This is a genomic window from Methylopila henanensis (assembly GCF_042681025.1).
Taxonomy (GTDB): domain Bacteria; phylum Pseudomonadota; class Alphaproteobacteria; order Rhizobiales; family Methylopilaceae; genus Methylopila; species Methylopila henanensis.
In genome coordinates, this window is record NZ_JBHUER010000010.1 from 515,398 (window position 1) to 530,358 (window position 14,961).

The window sequence follows — 14,961 nt, forward strand, 5'->3', positions numbered from 1 at the left end:
AGGACCGGACGACCCTGCCCGCTCACCACGTCAGCTGGGGCGTCACCGCGACAGGGTGATAGCCGTGGGCGGCGAACAGCGCGGCGAGCTTCTCGGGGTCGGGAGCGCCGCGGCCGAGCTCCTCGGCGTGGATGCCGTCCGCCACGAACAGGCAGTCGAGGCCCGCCGCCGTCGCGCCGGCGAGGTCGGTGCGCACCGCGTCGCCGATGGCGATGACCCGCTCGCGGTCGACGTTGCGCTCGAGGATGTCGGAGGCGAGGCCGAGCGCGGCGTCATAGATCGGCGCGTAGGGCTTGCCGGCGTAATGGGTCTCGCCGCCCATGTCGCGATACATGTCGGCGATCGAGCCGGCGCACCACAGCAGTTGGTCGCCGATCTGCACCACAAGGTCGGGGTTCGCGCAGATCAGCGGCGTGCCGCGCGCCTTCAGCGCCTCGAGCCTCGGGCGGTAGTCCTCGGGGACCTCGACGTCGTCATGGACGAGGCCGGTGACGACCGCGACCGGCGCCTCCTCGGCAGCGACGCGCTCGATGCGTTCGTCGCCGAACAGCGGCACGTCGCGGTCCGGCCCGATGTGATGGACCCGCGAGACGCCACGCTCGGCCAGCATGTGGCGCGTGACGTCGCCGGAGGTGATGACCGCGTCCCAGGCGCTGCGCGGCACGCCGTAGCCGTCGAGATGGGACACCACCCAGTCGGAGGGGCGCGGCGCGTTGGAGACCAGCACCACGGCGCCTCCTCCGGCGCGGAAGCGGGTCAGCGCGTCGCTTGCGGCGGCGTGGGCGGTGAGGCCGTCATGCAGCACGCCCCAGACGTCGCAGAGCGCGACGTCATAGGCCGAGGCGAGCGGCGCGAACCGGGCGAACACCGGGGATTCGGAAAAAGCATCGGACATGAGGGCCCGGCTAAGCCCGGGCCGCAGCCCCGTCAAGCGCGGCGCACGAACGGCCGCGGCTGGAACCGGCGCGGCTGGCTCTCGGCGCGTGCCGGCTCGGGCGCCGCCGGCGGGTCCTCGCGCACCGGGCGCGGCACGCCGAACAGATGCCCCTGCGCGGCCCTGACCTCGTGGTCGAGCAGCTCCGGCACCTCGCGCTCCTCCTCCACATGGGTGGCGATCAGGTCGACGCCGTGGCGAAGCAGCAGGCTGGACAGGTCGGACGGGTGGATCGCCAGGCCGCGCGCGGCCTCGGGGTCGAGCAGCGCCGCGGCCGGAACCTTGACGAAGCGCACGCCGCGGCGGGCGAGATCGCGCGGCTCGATCCTGAGATCGGTCGCCTGGTCGATCGAGAACCGCCAGCCGCGCTCGCTCAGCGCCTTGCGGGTCTCGCGCCCGGCCTGGTCCAGTCCCTCGAACGCCTCCTGCGTCAGCTCGAGCGTCAGCGCGCGCGCGACCTCCGGCGTCCGCTCCGCGATGTCGATCAGCTCGCTGACGGCGCCCTCGTCGCCGAGCGTGCTCGCGGCGATGTTGACGAACACGCCGACGGTCCGCCCGCTCGCAATCAGCCGCGCCGCGACCCGCGCGCCGCGAGCGATGGCGCGGCGGTCGATCTCGCCGAGCCGGCCTTCGGCAGCCGCGACGGCCAGGAACTCCTCCGGCAGGGCGATGCCGTCCGGCTCGCGCAGGCGCGACAGCCCCTCGTAATGCAGCGTGCGGCGGTTCGGCAGCGCGACCACCGGCTGGAGGTAGAAGTCGATCCGGTCGTCGCGCAGCGCGAGCTCGACGCGGGCGGCGACGCCGCGGTCGACCGGCCCGTCCGGCTCCTCGGCGCCATGCTCGGCGTCGAGCGGATCGAACGCCTCGGGCGCCTGCGGCTTCGGGGCCGCGGGCGTCGCGCGTGCGGCGGCGCGGCGGCGTGGAGCCGCGCGGGGAGCCGGCGGCTCGGGCGCGCGCTCGGGCTCCCGGACGGGAGGCGGCTCGGTCGCGACGGGGGGCGGAGGCGCCGGGGCCGCCACGACCGGTTCGGAAATGGCGTCGAGGCGGAGATGGACGCGGTTCAGCGTCAGCTCGTGCGCCGCCACCTCCTTCGCGACCGACGTCACCAGCCCGCCGAGCGCCGCGATCTCCTCCATCAGCGGGCGGGCGGCGGCGCGGGCGCGCTCCTGCACCGCCGCGTCCAGCGTCGAGATCCGGACGTCGAGCGTCTCGACGCGGCTCTGGAGCTGCGTCGCCAGCCGATCGAGATCTTCGAGCCGGCTCTCGTCCAGTCCGGGCGGCCGCACGAAGGCCATGTGCGCGAAGGCCATCAGCGCCAGCGCCGACAGCGCCGCGAGCGCGCTTTCCGCGCCGCCAAGCCCGAGGCCGTAGCGCGCGATCACGCCGACGCACGCCGCCGTCACCGCCATCGCGAAGGCGACGAAGAAAACGGCAGGCTTGGGCATCCGGGTGCTTCCGTGGGGCGCGCGAGACGGAATCATTTCAGATTCGCGAATCACAGGCCAATGTCCTCGCGCGCTGAACCGCGCCTTCCCATATGAAAATCCGCGACCGCGGCAAAAAACCAACGTGAGGAAATCCGGATGATCGTGCTCGACGTCGAAGGAATGACCTGCGACGGCTGCTCCAAGGCCGTCCAGAACGCGATCGCCGCCCGCGACGCCGACGCCGTCGTGGTGGTGAACCGCATTGCCGGCCGCGTTTCGGCCGACACCAAGCTAACGGCCGAGGAGGCCGCGGCCGCGGTGCGCGACGCCGGCTACGACGCGGCGCCCGCCGTCACGGGCTGAGGATCGCCCCGGCGGCCGCGGCGGTCGAACGCCCGCTCACCTTTCATTTACCCTGTTCGGCGACCTTGGGCTCGCGTCCGGCGCCGCCGGCCGCGAGCAGAGGTTTCCGAGAGGATCGATGGCGCAGGCGCACACGTCGGAGGTTCGCCGAGCGGCTGACGCGCGGACGCACGTCCTGATCGTCGACGCGGACCCGGCCGCGCTGCGTGTCGCGACGGTCGCCGTCGCAACCGCCGGTGGCGAAGTCACCGCGGCGCTTGGGCCGGCGGAAGCGAGCGGCGCCATCGCCCGCGCCGCCGAGATCGCGGTCGTGGACGCGCCGGACCGCGCGGCGCTCGCGCTGATCGAGCGCTTCGTCGGCGAAGGCCTGACCGTGGTCGCCACCAGCGGCTCCGGCTCCGTCGGGCTGGCGGTCGAGGCGATGCGGCGCGGCGCGGTCGATTTCGTGCTGAAGCCCTATTCGCCGGACTCCCTCGCCCGCCGCCTGACGCCGCGCTTCTCCGAGCGCGCCGCGCGCGCTGCGCCCCCCGCGCCCGAGCCCGAGGATTTCTCCGGCTTCGTCGGCGCCTCCGAGCCGATGCGCCGGGTCTATGAGGAGATCGCCCGCATCGCGCCGTCGCGCGCGCCGGTGTTCATCACCGGCGAGAGCGGTTCCGGCAAGGAGCTCTGCGCGGAGGCGCTCCACGCCCGCTCAGGGCGCGCGGGCAAACCGTTCCTCGCGCTCAACTGCGGCGCCATCCCCCGCGAGCTGATGGAGAGCGAGATCTTCGGCCATGTGCGCGGCGCCTTCACCGGCGCCGCCGAGGACCGCGTCGGCGCAGCCGAGGCCGCCGCCGGCGGCACGCTGTTCCTCGACGAGATCGGCGAGATGGAGCTCGCGCTGCAGGCCAAGCTGCTGCGCTTCCTGCAGACCGGCGAGTTCCGCCGCGTCGGCGACACCCAGGCCCGCCGCGCCGACATACGCATCGTCTGCGCCACCCATCGCGACCCGCTCGCCGAGGTCGCCGCCGGGCGCTTCCGGCAGGACCTGTTCTATCGCCTGCACGTGCTGCCGATCCGGCTGCCGGCGCTGCGCGAGCGCGGCGAGGACCTGGAGACATTGGCGCTCGCCTTCCTCCGGCGCTTCGCCGCGGAGGAAGGCCGCCGCTTCACGCGCTTCGCGCCCGACGCGATGGCCCTGCTCCGGGCGCATGACTGGCCGGGCAACGTGCGCGAGCTGCAGAACGTGATCCGTCGCGCCATCGTCATGGACGACGGCGAGGAGGTGACGCTCGCCATGCTGCCGCGCGAGCTCCGCGCGAACGCGGGGCGGAACGTCGCCGCGGGGCCGGGAGCGCCGGACGCGATCGAGCCCTTCCACGTGCAGGAGCGCCGCATCATCGAGGCGGCGCTCGCGGCCTGCGGCGGCAACCTCGCCCGCGCCGCGGCCGCGCTCGAGATCAGCCCCTCCACGATCTACCGCAAGCGGGAACGCTGGGCGGACGGCGCGACCGCCTGACGGCCGGGATCTCCAGCCGGACGCGGGCTCCGTATTGACTGTGCGGCCGGGATGGCGTCAGCGTCCCGCCGTTCAACGGATGTCCCGGATATGTCGGACCATTTCGATCTCGCCGTCGTCGGAGGCGGCGTTCTCGGCCTCGCGCACGCGCTCGCCGCCGCGCGCAGCGGCCGCCGCGTCGTCGTGTTCGACCGCGAGGCGCGCGCGAACGGCGCCTCCGCGCGCATGCCGGGCGTCGTCAGCGTGACCGGCCAGCCCGCCGGCGCCGGCTGGCGCCGCGCCCGGCGCTCGCGCGACATCTGGGCCGAGGTCGCCGCCAAGGCCGCCGTGCGCGTCGAGCAGGAGGGCCTCGCGATCGTGGCCCGTCGGCCCGAATCCGCGGCCGTGCTGCAGTCCTTCCTCGCGACCGACATGGCCGAGGGCTGTCAGTTCTACCCGGCGGAACAGGCCCGCGCGCTGTTTCCCGAGTTCAAGGGCGACATGACCGGCGTGTTCTGGAGCCCGCACGAACTCCGGGTGGAGGCGCGGCCCGCCATGGCCAGGATCGCGGCGTGGCTGGCGGAGGCGCACGGCGTCGCCTTCCGCTGGGAGACCGCGGTCACGGCGATCGAGGGCGAGCGTCTCGCGACCTCGCGCGGGGCGGTCGAGGCCGGGGCGACCGTGGTCTGCGCCGGCGACGACTTCCGCACGCTCTACGCCGATCGCCTTGCGGGCCAGAGCCTGACGCGCGCCAAGGCGCACATGCTGCGCGTGCGCTACGACGACGGCTTCGAAGCGCCGGGCGTGGTCGCGTCCGACCTGAGCCTGCCGCGGCTTCCGGGCTTCGCCGACCTGCCCGAGACCGATGCGCTCGTCGCCCGGCTCGAGGCGGAGCAGCCCGAGCATATCGCCCATGGCGTCGCGCTGGTCGCGGCGCAGTCGGCGGACGGCTCGCTCGTTGTCGGCGCCAGCCGCGCCTTCGATCCGACGCCCGATCCGTTCCAGCCCCAGTCCATCGACGACCTGATCCTCGACGAGCTCGCCGCCGTGGTCGGCAAGCGGCCGAAGCAGGTCGTCTCCCGCTGGACAGGAACCTACGCCTTCTCGGCCGAGCGGCCCGTGCTGCTGGACGCCCCGGCCCCCAACGTGCGCGTGGCGCTCGCCGCCTCCGGCGCCGGCGCGAGCGCCGCCTTCGCGCTCGGCGAAGAGACGATCGCCGATCTGTTCGGCTGATAAGCTTCAGCCCACCAGCGCCGAGCCGTCGCAGCGCAGGCCGCGGACGGTGACGTCGGCCTCGCCGACCGCCAGTCCGAGCGTCTGGAGCAGCGTGTTCAGCACGGGGTCGATCAGCGCGCCGACCGGCGCGAGGGTGAGCTTCAACAGCGACTCGAGCGCGTCGCCGGTGAGGCCCAACCCGAGAATGCCGAGCACGGTCACGTTGACCTTGAGGCCGCCGACCAACGTGGCGAGCGTGGTCTGCGCCGCGTTGGTGGTCTTCACCGACTTCATCGTCCCGGCCGCGATGTCGTCATAGGAGAAGACGAGCGGCGTCGGCGCGACGTTGGTCGCCGCCACGTGCGCCTCGGCCGTCGCTCGCACCAGACCGAGCACGTTCAGCAGCGTAGCCGGGTTCATCTGCGGATTGGTCGTGAAGCCCGACCAGGCGGAGGCGCTGGCGGGCTCGCCAACCCACAGCTCCGTCACGGCCGGCGTGGCCTGCACCGTGACGCGGCCGTCGAGCCGGGGCTGCCGCCCGCAGGAGATCGCCGAGATACGCGCCTCGGCCGCCGCGAGGTCGACCGCGATCGGTAGGTAGATCACCCGGCCCAGCAGCGCGCCCGCGCCGCCGACCTGGGCCGCGAGCCGCAGCCGTGTCTGGGCGGTGCGCACGACGGTCCCCGCGCTCCCGATCGCGAGCCACGGCGAGTTCTGCGGCCGCTCGCCGATGTCGATCGTCGCGGTCAGGCCGATGAGGCCCGGAACCTGCGCGCCGAGATCGAGCGCGATCTGGTTCGCGCCGTTCGCCGCCTGGGCGGCGACGTTGAGCAGGTCGAGCGCGGACACCCCCGCCGACAGTGCGGAGGTCGTGTCGCCGAGGGCGAGCCGGGCGTAGTCGCCGAGGCTGATGAGTTTCGTCATATCGACGAGCCTGGTGACGTCGGCGGTCGCCGCGACCCGGCGCAGCGTCGCCGAGACCGACGACGAGCCCTGCGCCACGTCGGCCATGGCCGAGATCAGGTCGGTCGCCCGGACCCGCGCCGAAAGCACGTCGCCGTAGGTTCCCGCTGTGGCGTTGACGCGGACGCCGAGCGCGGTCAGCAGCGGCGTGATCTCCACTTTCGCGGAGGCGAGCGCATTGTAGTCCATCACGCTGAGCGAGACCGAACCGCCGAGCAGCTTCGACAGCAGGGCGTTGACGACCCCGCCGTTGAGCGAGGCGAGACGCGAGCCGATCGAGAACGAGGCGACCTGGGTGTTGGCGGCCACGCCCGCGGCGCGCACCACGAGACTGTTCTGCGGCAGGAACGCTTTTGCGAAGTAGAAGGAGGAGTCGACGCCGATCTCCACCTTCGCCGCGTTGTAGGGCGTCGTCCCGGCCCTGAACCGGCCGCCGGACGCGGTCCTCGGATCGGGCGTGTACTGGCCGAGCGTGAGGCGGAACTCCCGCGGCTCGGCGAACCCGTTGGCGGCGAGCGTCGCTCGGGCCGCGCGCTCGGCGTTGGCGAGATCGCCCGCGGCCGCGAGGGCTGCGAGATCCACCGCGCTCTGCGCCTTCCTGCGGTCGAGATAGATGCTGGAGGCGTCGATGCTCACCGCGAGCAGGCCCGCGGCGCAGAGGCAGAGCGCGGCAACGAGCACGGCGACCGCCCCGCCCTCGTCGCGCCGGAAGCGCCGCGCGAGGGCGAGCATCTCAATAGCCCCCGCGTTGGATCGAGGCCGAGCGCACGATCGTCTTCGTCGGCAGCGGCAGCAGGCCGCCGAAACTCCAGATCGCGAGCGCGGAGGCGTCGTAGGCGACCTGCACCTCGAACAGGTCGGCGTTGGCCGGCGACGGCCGGGCGGAGACCGTCGCCCGCGCCGGATCGAGCAGAACGTAACTGCCGGCGGAGGCCGCGACCCGGTCGCTCGCGAGCTGGGCGCGCTCGGCGTCGGAGAGCCCGCCGACGGAGGCCCGGGCGGCGTCAGCCGCCAGCTGCTGCACGCTGTTCGCGAGGCCGAAATAGAGCCCGTAGGCGACGACGCCGGCGATCATCATCAGAAGCACCGGCGCGAGCAGAGCGAACTCCACCGCCGTGGCGCCGCTGGCGTCGCGCAGCCGCGCTTGCAGGGAGCAGGCCTTGGGACGGTACGGACGAGCGACGGGCACGGTGCGCATCCATGGGGAGGCGCGCAGGAACGCGCGCACACCCATTGCGCGCGCCCGGTCGCTAACGAGACAGGCGCGCCGGAGTGGTAACGAAAACCGTTATCGATATTTTCGGGAGCCGCCCGCGGCGGGCCGCCGGCGCCCGAGATTGCCGCGCCGCGCCCGGTGCGGTAGGGAGCCCGCACTCCCGCAAGCCCGGACCGCCTGAACGCCCATGACCGCCCGCCGCACCGACCTCACAGCCCCCCGCACGCCGCGCGGCTTCGCCGACCGCGGCGCGGCCGAGCTCGCCGCGACCCGGTCCATGGTCGAGAAGATCCGCAAGGTCTACGAGCTCTGGGGCTTCGACGAGGTCGAGACGCCGTTCCTCGAGTACACCGACGCGCTCGGCAAGTTCCTGCCCGATCAGGACCGCCCGAACGCCGGCGTGTTCTCGCTGAAGGACGACGACGACCAGTGGCTGTCGCTGCGCTACGACCTGACGGCGCCGCTCGCCCGCCACGTGGCGGAGAACTTCCAGAAGCTCGCGAAGCCCTACCGCAGCTATCGTTTCGGCCCGGTGTTCCGCAACGAGAAGCCCGGCCCCGGCCGCTTCCGCCAGTTCCTGCAGTTCGACGCCGACATCGTCGGCGCCGCCTCCGTCTCGGCCGACGCCGAGATGTGCATGATGATGGCGGACGCGCTGGAGGCGGTCGGCGTCAGGCGCGGCGACTACGTGATCAAGGTCAACAACCGCAAGATTCTGGACGGCGTAATGGAGGCGATCGGCCTCGGCGGCGAGGAGAACGCCGGCCGCCGGCTGACCGTGCTGCGCGCGATCGACAAGCTCGACCGGCTGGGGCCAGAGGGCGTGCGCGCGCTTCTCGGCGCGGGCCGCAAGGACGAGAGCGGGGACTTTACGAAGGGCGCAGGGCTGGACGACGAGCAGGCCCAGCATGTGCTGCACACCATCTGGCCCTTGGACATCGCGCACTGGAAGCCAGCAAGTGAGACTAGCCAAACGGAATTGGCCGATGGCACCACTAAAAATATAGATGGATTGCAATGGTACCTCAGCAACGAGAATGCCATCGCAGCAAAAAGGGACCTGCTCGTCGGAACACCGAGCGGCCAAGCGGCGTATGTCGAACTAATGGCTATGGCGCGGCTATTTGACGAAGCCGGCTATGGCACTCGGCGCATCCGCATCGACCCCTCTGTCGTGCGCGGGCTTGAATACTACACCGGACCGGTGTTCGAGGCCGAGCTGACCTTCGAGATCGCCGACGACGCCGGCCAGCCGATCCGCTTCGGCTCGGTCGGCGGCGGCGGGCGCTATGACGGGCTGGTCGGCCGCTTCATGGCCGAGGACGTTCCCGCCACCGGCTTCTCCATCGGCGTGTCGCGGCTGCAGGCGGCGCTCGCGGCGCTGAAAGGTCCGGACGAGGCGGCGAAGGCCGCCGGGCCCGTGGTTGTGCTCGCGCTCGACCGCGATCGGATCGGCGACTCGATGGCGCTCGCGGCGCGGCTGCGGGCTGAGGGCGTCGCAGCCGAGGTCTATCTCGGCTCGTCCGGCATGAAGGCGCAGATGAAATACGCCGACCGCCGCAAGGCGCCGGTCGTGGTGATCCAGGGCTCGGACGAGCGCGAGAAGGGCGAGGTCACGCTCAAGGACCTGATCGAGGGCGCGAAAGCCGCCGCCGCGATCTCCGACCGCGCCGAGTGGACTGAAAGCCGCCCCGCCCAGGTCACCGTGCCGGAAGCCCGGCTGGTCGAGGAAGTGAAGGCGATCCTGAGCCGGCATATCTGACGACGGCGCGGTCGCAGCATTTCCCGGGCGTCAGGCCCACAATCGCCGTCATGCCCGCGCCTTCGCGGGTATCCACGACTTCGGCGTCGAGCTTCAGCGCATCAGAAAGTCGTGGATACCCGGCTTCGCCGGGCATGACGCTTCTCACGCGTCAACCCCGCCGCGGCGGGGCGGGCGTGGTCCGGACGCCGCGCGAATCCCACGCCGCCTTGGCGCCGGCGAGCGTCGCCGCCCCGCGTGGCTCGGCCGCGATCCGCGCAAACAAGCGCTCCAGCCGGTCGAGGCGGATCGGCCCGTCGCCCGCCGCGGCGATCGCGCGAGCGAGCAGGCGCAGGCGGATTTCGTCCGCGAGCCCCGCCCAGCCCGGCCCGAGGCGCGCGCCGTCCTCCTCCCGTACGAAATGCTCCGCCGCCGCGGCGTCGACCGCGGCCTCCAGTGCGTCCTCGACCCGCGCCATCCGGGCCGCGAGCGCGCCGAGCCGGGCCGCGGTCAGGCCTTCCCGCTCCAGCACGTCGCGCGCCCCGCGAAGCCGCGCCCGCAGGTAGGCCGGGTCGGCGTTCATCGCGTCCTCGGCCCAGCCGATCCTGCGCTCCTGCAGACTCGCGACCAGCCGCGCCTTGGGCGATTCAAGCAGCGGGCGCAGATGCGCGATCCAGCCCCGTTCCGCGCGCGGACGCATGGCGGCGAGGCCGGCCGGGCCGCTTCCGGCGCCAAGCCTCATCAGCACCGTCTCGGCCTGGTCGTCGCGGGTGTGGGCGGTGGCGATCGCATCCGCCCCGACCTCTGAGGCGTGCGCCAGCAGTGCGGCGTAGCGGGTGTCGCGCGCCCGCGCCTCGACGCCCGCTCCGGGCGGGATCGCGCCGGCGAGCCGCGCATGCGGCAGCCCGCGTTCGGCGCAAAGCCGCGCCACGGCGGCGACCTCGCCGTCGGCCTCCGGGCGCAGGGCGTGCGCCACGGTCGCGACGGAAAGCTCGGGACCCTCCTTGCGCCGCTCGCGCCACTCCGCGGCCAGAACCAGCATCGCGACCGAATCCGCCCCGCCCGACACCGCCAGCACGACGTGGCCCACGCCGGCGAAGCGCAGGTCGAACAGCGCGTCGCATTCGGACGGCGTCAGGGCTGAGGTCGCGTCGGTCATGTGCCGCCGGTTGCAGACAAGCGTCGCGCCAGATGACCCCAGCCCGAGCGCCGCGTCAGCCCCCGTTCGTCACGGGACGCGCGGACGCCAGAACGCAGTCATGCCCGCGTTCTGGCGCAGGACCTGCGCGTCAGGCAGGCGTGCGGAAGGTCAGCAGGCGATGCGCTTGAACTCGCGGTCGCTCTGCGAGCGGATGCGGCTGTACTTCTTGCCCGCCTCGGCGATGGTGGCGCAGGCCTCTTCCTTCTTGCCCATGCCGTTCAGTGACATGCCGAGCTTCAGCATGCTCTCCGGCGCCTTGGCCGACTGCGGCGCGTCGACATAGATCTTGTAGAAGCTGTCGGCGGCGTCGGTGTACTGCCGGCGCTGGTAGAGGCTCTCGCCCAGCCAGTAGCGCGCTTCCGCCGCCTTCGGGTCGTTCGGGTTCGCGCGCAGGAACTCGCGGAAGGTCTGCTCGGCGAGCTCGTAGTCGCGGCGCTGCATGAAGCCGACGCCCATGTCGAACTGGTCGCGCGGGTCGCCGGTGCCGACCGACATGCCGCCGCCCTGCCCCTGCGACGCGCCGCGCGGCGGCAGCGCCCCGGTGGGGCCGGTCGCCGTACGGTCGGGCGCGGCGCCGGGCGGGGTGATGCGCATCGGCCCGCTGGGATCGTCGCCCGCGCCGTCATCGATCAGGCCGCCAATCGAGTCGCGCGGCGCGCCAAGATTGGAGGGCGCGGAGCCGAGGTTGGACGGACCCGGCGCCGGGCCAGCCGAGCCTGCGGTCGCGCCCCCGCCTGCCCCGCCGGGGGCCGACGGGCCGGCGTCGCCGCGGCGGCCGGGCTTCGCCGCTCCGCCGCCGCCCTTGCCGCTCTCGAGGTCCTGGAACCGGAACTCGGCGTCGCTCTGGAACCGCTTCTGGGTCTCCTCGCCGCGCTTGATCTGGAACTGCAGCTCCTCGATGCGGCCATTGAGCTGGCGCATCTGGTTCTCCAGCCGGTCGAGCCGCACCGCGATGTCCGCCATCGACGACTGCGCCTGCTGCACGTTCGAGGACGGACGCTCCTCGCGCGCGCCGCCGAAGAAGGCGAGGCTGCGCTCAAGCCCGTCGACGCGGCGCTCGATCCCGCCGCGCTCCTCGGCCGTCTCGCCGTCGAAGGCGAGCGCCGCGGTCATGGGAGCGCATGCGAGCGCGGCGCCGAGCGCGAAACGTCGGACGAGCGGGAAGCGCGGAGCGATGTGCATGGGGGCGGACGTTCCCAGCCGGATGTGAGCGATAAGAGCCGCTTACGTCGCGAGTTCGGCTGAATTAGGGCTGTTTCCGCCGGCGGGCGCAAGAGGCCCGCCGGCGGAAAGACGTGCGTCAGTAGCCGGCGGAACCCTGCAGCGCGGTGACGGCGCGGCGGTTCTGCGACCAGCAGGAGATGTCGTCGCACACCGCGACCGGACGCTCCTTGCCGTAGGACGTGGTGCGCACGCGGGACGCCGAGACGCCGCGGGCCGCGAGGTAGTCGCGAGTGACCTGGCTGCGGCGGGCGCCGAGCGCGAAGTTGTACTCGCGCGTGCCGCGCTCGTCGGCGTGGCCTTCGATCAGGATGGAGTAGCGGGGATAGCGCGACAGCCACTGCGCCTGCTTGTCCAGCGTCGAGCGGGCGGTCGAGGTGAGCTCGGTCGAGTCGGTCTCGAAGAACACGCGATCGCCGACGTTCACGACGAAGTCCTGCTGGCTGCCGGGAGGGCCGCCGCGGCCGCCCGCGCCATAGCCGCCGCCCGCGCCGTCGAGGCCGTCGCCCGGGCCCTTCTTCGCGCAGGCCGCAAGCAGCAGCGTCGCGCAGATGGCGGCGGCGACCTTGCCGCTTCCGCCCAAACGCATGGTACGCAACATCCCCGATGACTCCTTGTGGCTTTCGGTTGAGCGATCCATAGCATCCTCCCGGTTAACCGAAGGTTCCGTTAGGCTTAAAGAGCCGTTACCGCCTTCGGGCGCCGCGCGCGGCCGAAGTCGATCAGTCGCGGCGAAACATGACGCGGGCGTGGCCCGCCGCGCGGGACCTGTCGATTGGGCGGCCCCTGAGTCCGCCGCGCCACAGCGGCGGGCGCGGGCGCCCCCGTCAGCCGCCTTCGAGCGCGGGCGATCCCGCGGCGCCGGCGAGCAGGTCGACGTCGTCCTTGAGCTTCACGCCGGTGAGGCCGAGGCGCAGCGCCTCGCGGGCGAGCCAGGCGAGCTTGTCGGCGGCGAGCGGGTAGGTGAGGCCGCCGAGCCGGTGGACGTTGGAGATGCAGTTGCGCTCGCTGTCGCGCCGGCCGCGGCGGGGATCGAAGGTCAGGTAGACGCCAAGGCTCTCCGCGACGCTGAGGCCCGGCCGCTCGCCGATCAGCACCGCGACGAGCTTCGCCTGCAAGCGCTCGCCGACCTCGTCGCCGAGCGCGACGCGGGCCTGCCGCGCCACCACCACCGGCCCGATCGACAGCCCGCTAAGGCGCTCGACCGCGGCGTGCAGCAGCGCCGCGGCGTGGGTCTGCACGGCGGTCGCCGACAGCCCGTCGCCGATCACGAACACGACGTCGAAGCCCTTCTCCTCGACGTCGAGCGCCTCGGCCGAGACCTCGCTCAGCCGCCGGCCCAGATCGGGGCGGCGCAGGTAGATCGAGCGCTCGGGGGCCGCGCTCTCGACCTGAACGACCCGGTGGGGGCCAAGCTCCGCCGCGAGCGCGTCCACGTCGAGCGGCAGATGCACGGCGTCGCGCGCCTTCGCGTGGGCGTGCTGGAATTCGAGCACGGCGCGCAGCGGCTGCGCGTCGCCGCTGCGGCCGAGGCCGACGCGGGCGGAGGTGGCGGCCCGGAGCGGGCTCCAGAGATCGGTGACGTTGCCGGGGGCGTCGGCCATAGGCTCGGTCTCCGGTCAGGCCACGCGGCGGGTCTGGTCGAGCAGCCGCGACATGCGCGGATCGGACAGCGTGAGCTCGTTGATGCGCCCCTCGGGACCCACCATGCCCATGCGCTCCAGCCAGGCCTCGAACTCGGGCGCCGCCTTCACGCCCATGGTCGCGCGCAGGTACAGCAGGTCGTGGAACGACAGGCTCTGGTAGTTGAGCATCACGTCGTCCGCGCCCGGCACCGCGATCAGGAAAGTGCAGCCCGCCACCGTCAGCAGCGTCATCAGGCCGTCCATGTCGTCCTGGTCGGCCTCGGCGTGGTTGGTGTAGCAGACGTCGCAGCCCATCGGCAGGCCGAGCAGCTTGCCGCAGAAATGGTCTTCCAGACCGGCGCGGATGATCTGCTTGCCGTCGTAGAGATATTCCGGGCCGATGAAGCCGACCACGGTGTTGACGATCATCGGATCGAACGCGCGGGCGACCGCGTAGGCGCGCGCCTCCATGGTCTGCTGGTCGACGCCGTGATGGGCGTCGGCGGAGAGCGCGGCCCCCTGCCCCGTCTCGAAATACATCACGTTCTGGCCGACGGTTCCCCGCTTCAGCGCCAGCGCGGCCTCGTGCGCCTCCCGCAGGACGGCGAGGTCGACGCCGAAGCCGCGGTTCGCCGCCTCCGAGCCCGCCACCGACTGGAACACGAGGTCGACCGGCGCGCGCCGGTTCATGATCTCGATCGCGTTGGTGACATGGGTGAGCACGCAGGTCTGGGCCGGGATGTCGTAGGACTGGCGCAGCGCGTCGAGCATCTCCATCAGCGCGATGGCGTTCGGCACGTTGTCGGTCGCGGGGTTGATGCCGATCACGGCGTCGCCGACGCCGTAGAGCAGGCCGTCGAGCACGGAGACCGCGATGCCGCGCAGGTCGTCGGTCGGGTGGTTCGGCTGCAGCCGCGAGCCGAGCCGGCCGGGAAGGCCGAGCGTGGTGCGGAAGGCGGTGACCACGCGGCGCTTGCGCGCCACCGCGATCAGGTCCTGGTTCCGCATCAGCTTGGACACGGCCGCGACCATCTCGGGCGTGAGGCCGGGCGAGACGGCCGCGAGCGCCTCGCCGTCGGCCTCGTGGCCGAGAAGCCAGTCACGGAAGCCGCCGACGGTGAGATGGGCGATCGGGCGGAACGCTTCCGCGTCGTGGCCGTCGATGATGAGGCGGGTGACCTCGTCGTCCTCGTACGGGACCAGCGCCTCGTCGAGGAAGACCTTGAGCGGCAGGTCGGCCAGCACGTAGCGGGCGGCGATGCGCTCCGCGTCGGTTTCGGCGGCGAGGCCGGCGAGCTCGTCGCCCGAGCGTCGGGGCGAGGCCTTGGCCAGAACCGTCTTCAGATCGTCGAACGCGTAACGTTCGCCGCCGAGGTCGCATCGGTACGCCGTCACGGCCGCCTCCCGCAGTCCATATCCAGGCGTCGTCAGTCTAGACCCGCGCCGCGGCCGGGCTAAGCCCATTCTGCAGGCGACGGGGCGCGCGGCTGCACGTTTTCCGGCCCCGGGACGCAAGACGCCCCGGCGGGGGCCGGGGCGTCTCACAGGTCAGCGGATCCGCCGAAGAGGTCTCATCAC

The 14,961-nt window shown here is 72.7% G+C and carries 13 protein-coding genes; 4 read left to right on the top strand and 9 right to left on the bottom strand.

Annotated features, from left to right (window positions below; genetic code table 11):
• Positions 1-22: 22 nt before the first annotated feature.
• Both ACFSCV_RS15565 and ACFSCV_RS15570 read right to left on the bottom strand, forming a co-directional pair.
• On the bottom strand, positions 23-895 hold the full coding sequence (locus ACFSCV_RS15565; RefSeq protein WP_378800482.1) for a TIGR01459 family HAD-type hydrolase: 873 nt from the start codon (positions 893-895) through the stop codon (positions 23-25).
• 32 nt (positions 896-927) lie between these two features.
• Positions 928-2,379 (bottom strand): EAL domain-containing protein, encoded by a 1,452-nt coding sequence (locus ACFSCV_RS15570; protein WP_378800483.1) that lies wholly within the window; start codon positions 2,377-2,379, stop codon positions 928-930.
• Between the two features lie 138 nt (positions 2,380-2,517).
• Between ACFSCV_RS15570 and ACFSCV_RS15575 the strand changes: the two genes are divergently transcribed.
• From ACFSCV_RS15575 to ACFSCV_RS15585, 3 genes are all read left to right on the top strand, one after another.
• Positions 2,518-2,724: a heavy-metal-associated domain-containing protein gene (locus tag ACFSCV_RS15575; protein ID WP_378800484.1), complete on the top strand. Its 207-nt coding sequence runs from the start codon at positions 2,518-2,520 to the stop codon at positions 2,722-2,724.
• A gap of 118 nt (positions 2,725-2,842) precedes the next feature.
• The gene (locus ACFSCV_RS15580) at positions 2,843-4,222 is read left to right on the top strand and encodes a sigma-54-dependent transcriptional regulator (protein ID WP_378800485.1); all 1,380 of its coding nucleotides are present in this window, start codon (positions 2,843-2,845) and stop codon (positions 4,220-4,222) included.
• A gap of 90 nt (positions 4,223-4,312) precedes the next feature.
• Positions 4,313-5,434: a TIGR03364 family FAD-dependent oxidoreductase gene (locus ACFSCV_RS15585; RefSeq protein ID WP_378800486.1), complete on the top strand. Its 1,122-nt coding sequence runs from the start codon at positions 4,313-4,315 to the stop codon at positions 5,432-5,434.
• A 6-nt stretch (positions 5,435-5,440) separates the two neighbouring features.
• On the opposite strand, the gene ACFSCV_RS15590 is transcribed toward ACFSCV_RS15585, so the two are convergent.
• Both ACFSCV_RS15590 and ACFSCV_RS15595 read right to left on the bottom strand, forming a co-directional pair.
• A complete protein-coding gene (locus ACFSCV_RS15590) occupies positions 5,441-7,111 on the bottom strand; it encodes a TadG family pilus assembly protein (protein WP_378800487.1) in 1,671 nt (556 codons plus the stop codon).
• Position 7,112: 1 nt separating this feature from the next.
• A complete protein-coding gene (locus ACFSCV_RS15595) occupies positions 7,113-7,568 on the bottom strand; it encodes a TadE/TadG family type IV pilus assembly protein (protein WP_378800488.1) in 456 nt (151 codons plus the stop codon).
• A gap of 214 nt (positions 7,569-7,782) precedes the next feature.
• Here ACFSCV_RS15595 and hisS point away from each other — a divergent pair, with 214 nt between their 5' ends.
• Positions 7,783-9,357, top strand: coding sequence for a histidine--tRNA ligase (gene hisS, locus ACFSCV_RS15600; RefSeq protein ID WP_378800489.1), 1,575 nt, complete (start codon positions 7,783-7,785; stop codon positions 9,355-9,357).
• A 151-nt stretch (positions 9,358-9,508) separates the two neighbouring features.
• On the opposite strand, the gene tilS is transcribed toward hisS, so the two are convergent.
• The 5 genes from tilS to ACFSCV_RS15625 all read right to left on the bottom strand — a co-directional run bounded on the left by tilS (position 9,509) and on the right by ACFSCV_RS15625 (position 14,778).
• Complete coding sequence (gene tilS / locus ACFSCV_RS15605) at positions 9,509-10,495, bottom strand: tRNA lysidine(34) synthetase TilS (protein ID WP_378800490.1); 987 nt, start codon at positions 10,493-10,495, stop codon at positions 9,509-9,511.
• A gap of 150 nt (positions 10,496-10,645) precedes the next feature.
• On the bottom strand, positions 10,646-11,719 hold the full coding sequence (gene ybgF / locus ACFSCV_RS15610; protein ID WP_378800491.1) for a tol-pal system protein YbgF: 1,074 nt from the start codon (positions 11,717-11,719) through the stop codon (positions 10,646-10,648).
• Positions 11,720-11,837: 118 nt separating this feature from the next.
• Positions 11,838-12,347 (bottom strand): peptidoglycan-associated lipoprotein Pal, encoded by a 510-nt coding sequence (gene pal / locus ACFSCV_RS15615; protein WP_378800492.1) that lies wholly within the window; start codon positions 12,345-12,347, stop codon positions 11,838-11,840.
• Between the two features lie 238 nt (positions 12,348-12,585).
• A complete protein-coding gene (gene eutC, locus ACFSCV_RS15620; protein ID WP_378800493.1) occupies positions 12,586-13,362 on the bottom strand; it encodes an ethanolamine ammonia-lyase subunit EutC in 777 nt (258 codons plus the stop codon).
• A 15-nt stretch (positions 13,363-13,377) separates the two neighbouring features.
• Entirely contained in the window at positions 13,378-14,778 is a 1,401-nt protein-coding gene (locus tag ACFSCV_RS15625) for an ethanolamine ammonia-lyase subunit EutB (protein WP_378800494.1), read from the bottom strand.
• Positions 14,779-14,961: the final 183 nt, after the last annotated feature.

What these genes read in the sequence shown, in the direction of transcription:
- ACFSCV_RS15565 (WP_378800482.1), bottom strand. Translation starts at nt 895, where the DNA reads ATGTCCGATGCTTTTTCCGAATCCCCGGTGTTCGCCCGGTTCGCGCCG.
- ACFSCV_RS15570 (WP_378800483.1), bottom strand. Translation starts at nt 2,379, where the DNA reads ATGCCCAAGCCTGCCGTTTTCTTCGTCGCCTTCGCGATGGCGGTGACG.
- ACFSCV_RS15575 (WP_378800484.1), top strand. Translation starts at nt 2,518, where the DNA reads ATGATCGTGCTCGACGTCGAAGGAATGACCTGCGACGGCTGCTCCAAG.
- ACFSCV_RS15580 (WP_378800485.1), top strand. Translation starts at nt 2,843, where the DNA reads ATGGCGCAGGCGCACACGTCGGAGGTTCGCCGAGCGGCTGACGCGCGG.
- ACFSCV_RS15585 (WP_378800486.1), top strand. Translation starts at nt 4,313, where the DNA reads ATGTCGGACCATTTCGATCTCGCCGTCGTCGGAGGCGGCGTTCTCGGC.
- ACFSCV_RS15590 (WP_378800487.1), bottom strand. Translation starts at nt 7,111, where the DNA reads ATGCTCGCCCTCGCGCGGCGCTTCCGGCGCGACGAGGGCGGGGCGGTC.
- hisS (WP_378800489.1), top strand. Translation starts at nt 7,783, where the DNA reads ATGACCGCCCGCCGCACCGACCTCACAGCCCCCCGCACGCCGCGCGGC.
- tilS (WP_378800490.1), bottom strand. Translation starts at nt 10,495, where the DNA reads ATGACCGACGCGACCTCAGCCCTGACGCCGTCCGAATGCGACGCGCTG.
- ybgF (WP_378800491.1), bottom strand. Translation starts at nt 11,719, where the DNA reads ATGCACATCGCTCCGCGCTTCCCGCTCGTCCGACGTTTCGCGCTCGGC.
- pal (WP_378800492.1), bottom strand. Translation starts at nt 12,347, where the DNA reads ATGCGTTTGGGCGGAAGCGGCAAGGTCGCCGCCGCCATCTGCGCGACG.
- eutC (WP_378800493.1), bottom strand. Translation starts at nt 13,362, where the DNA reads ATGGCCGACGCCCCCGGCAACGTCACCGATCTCTGGAGCCCGCTCCGG.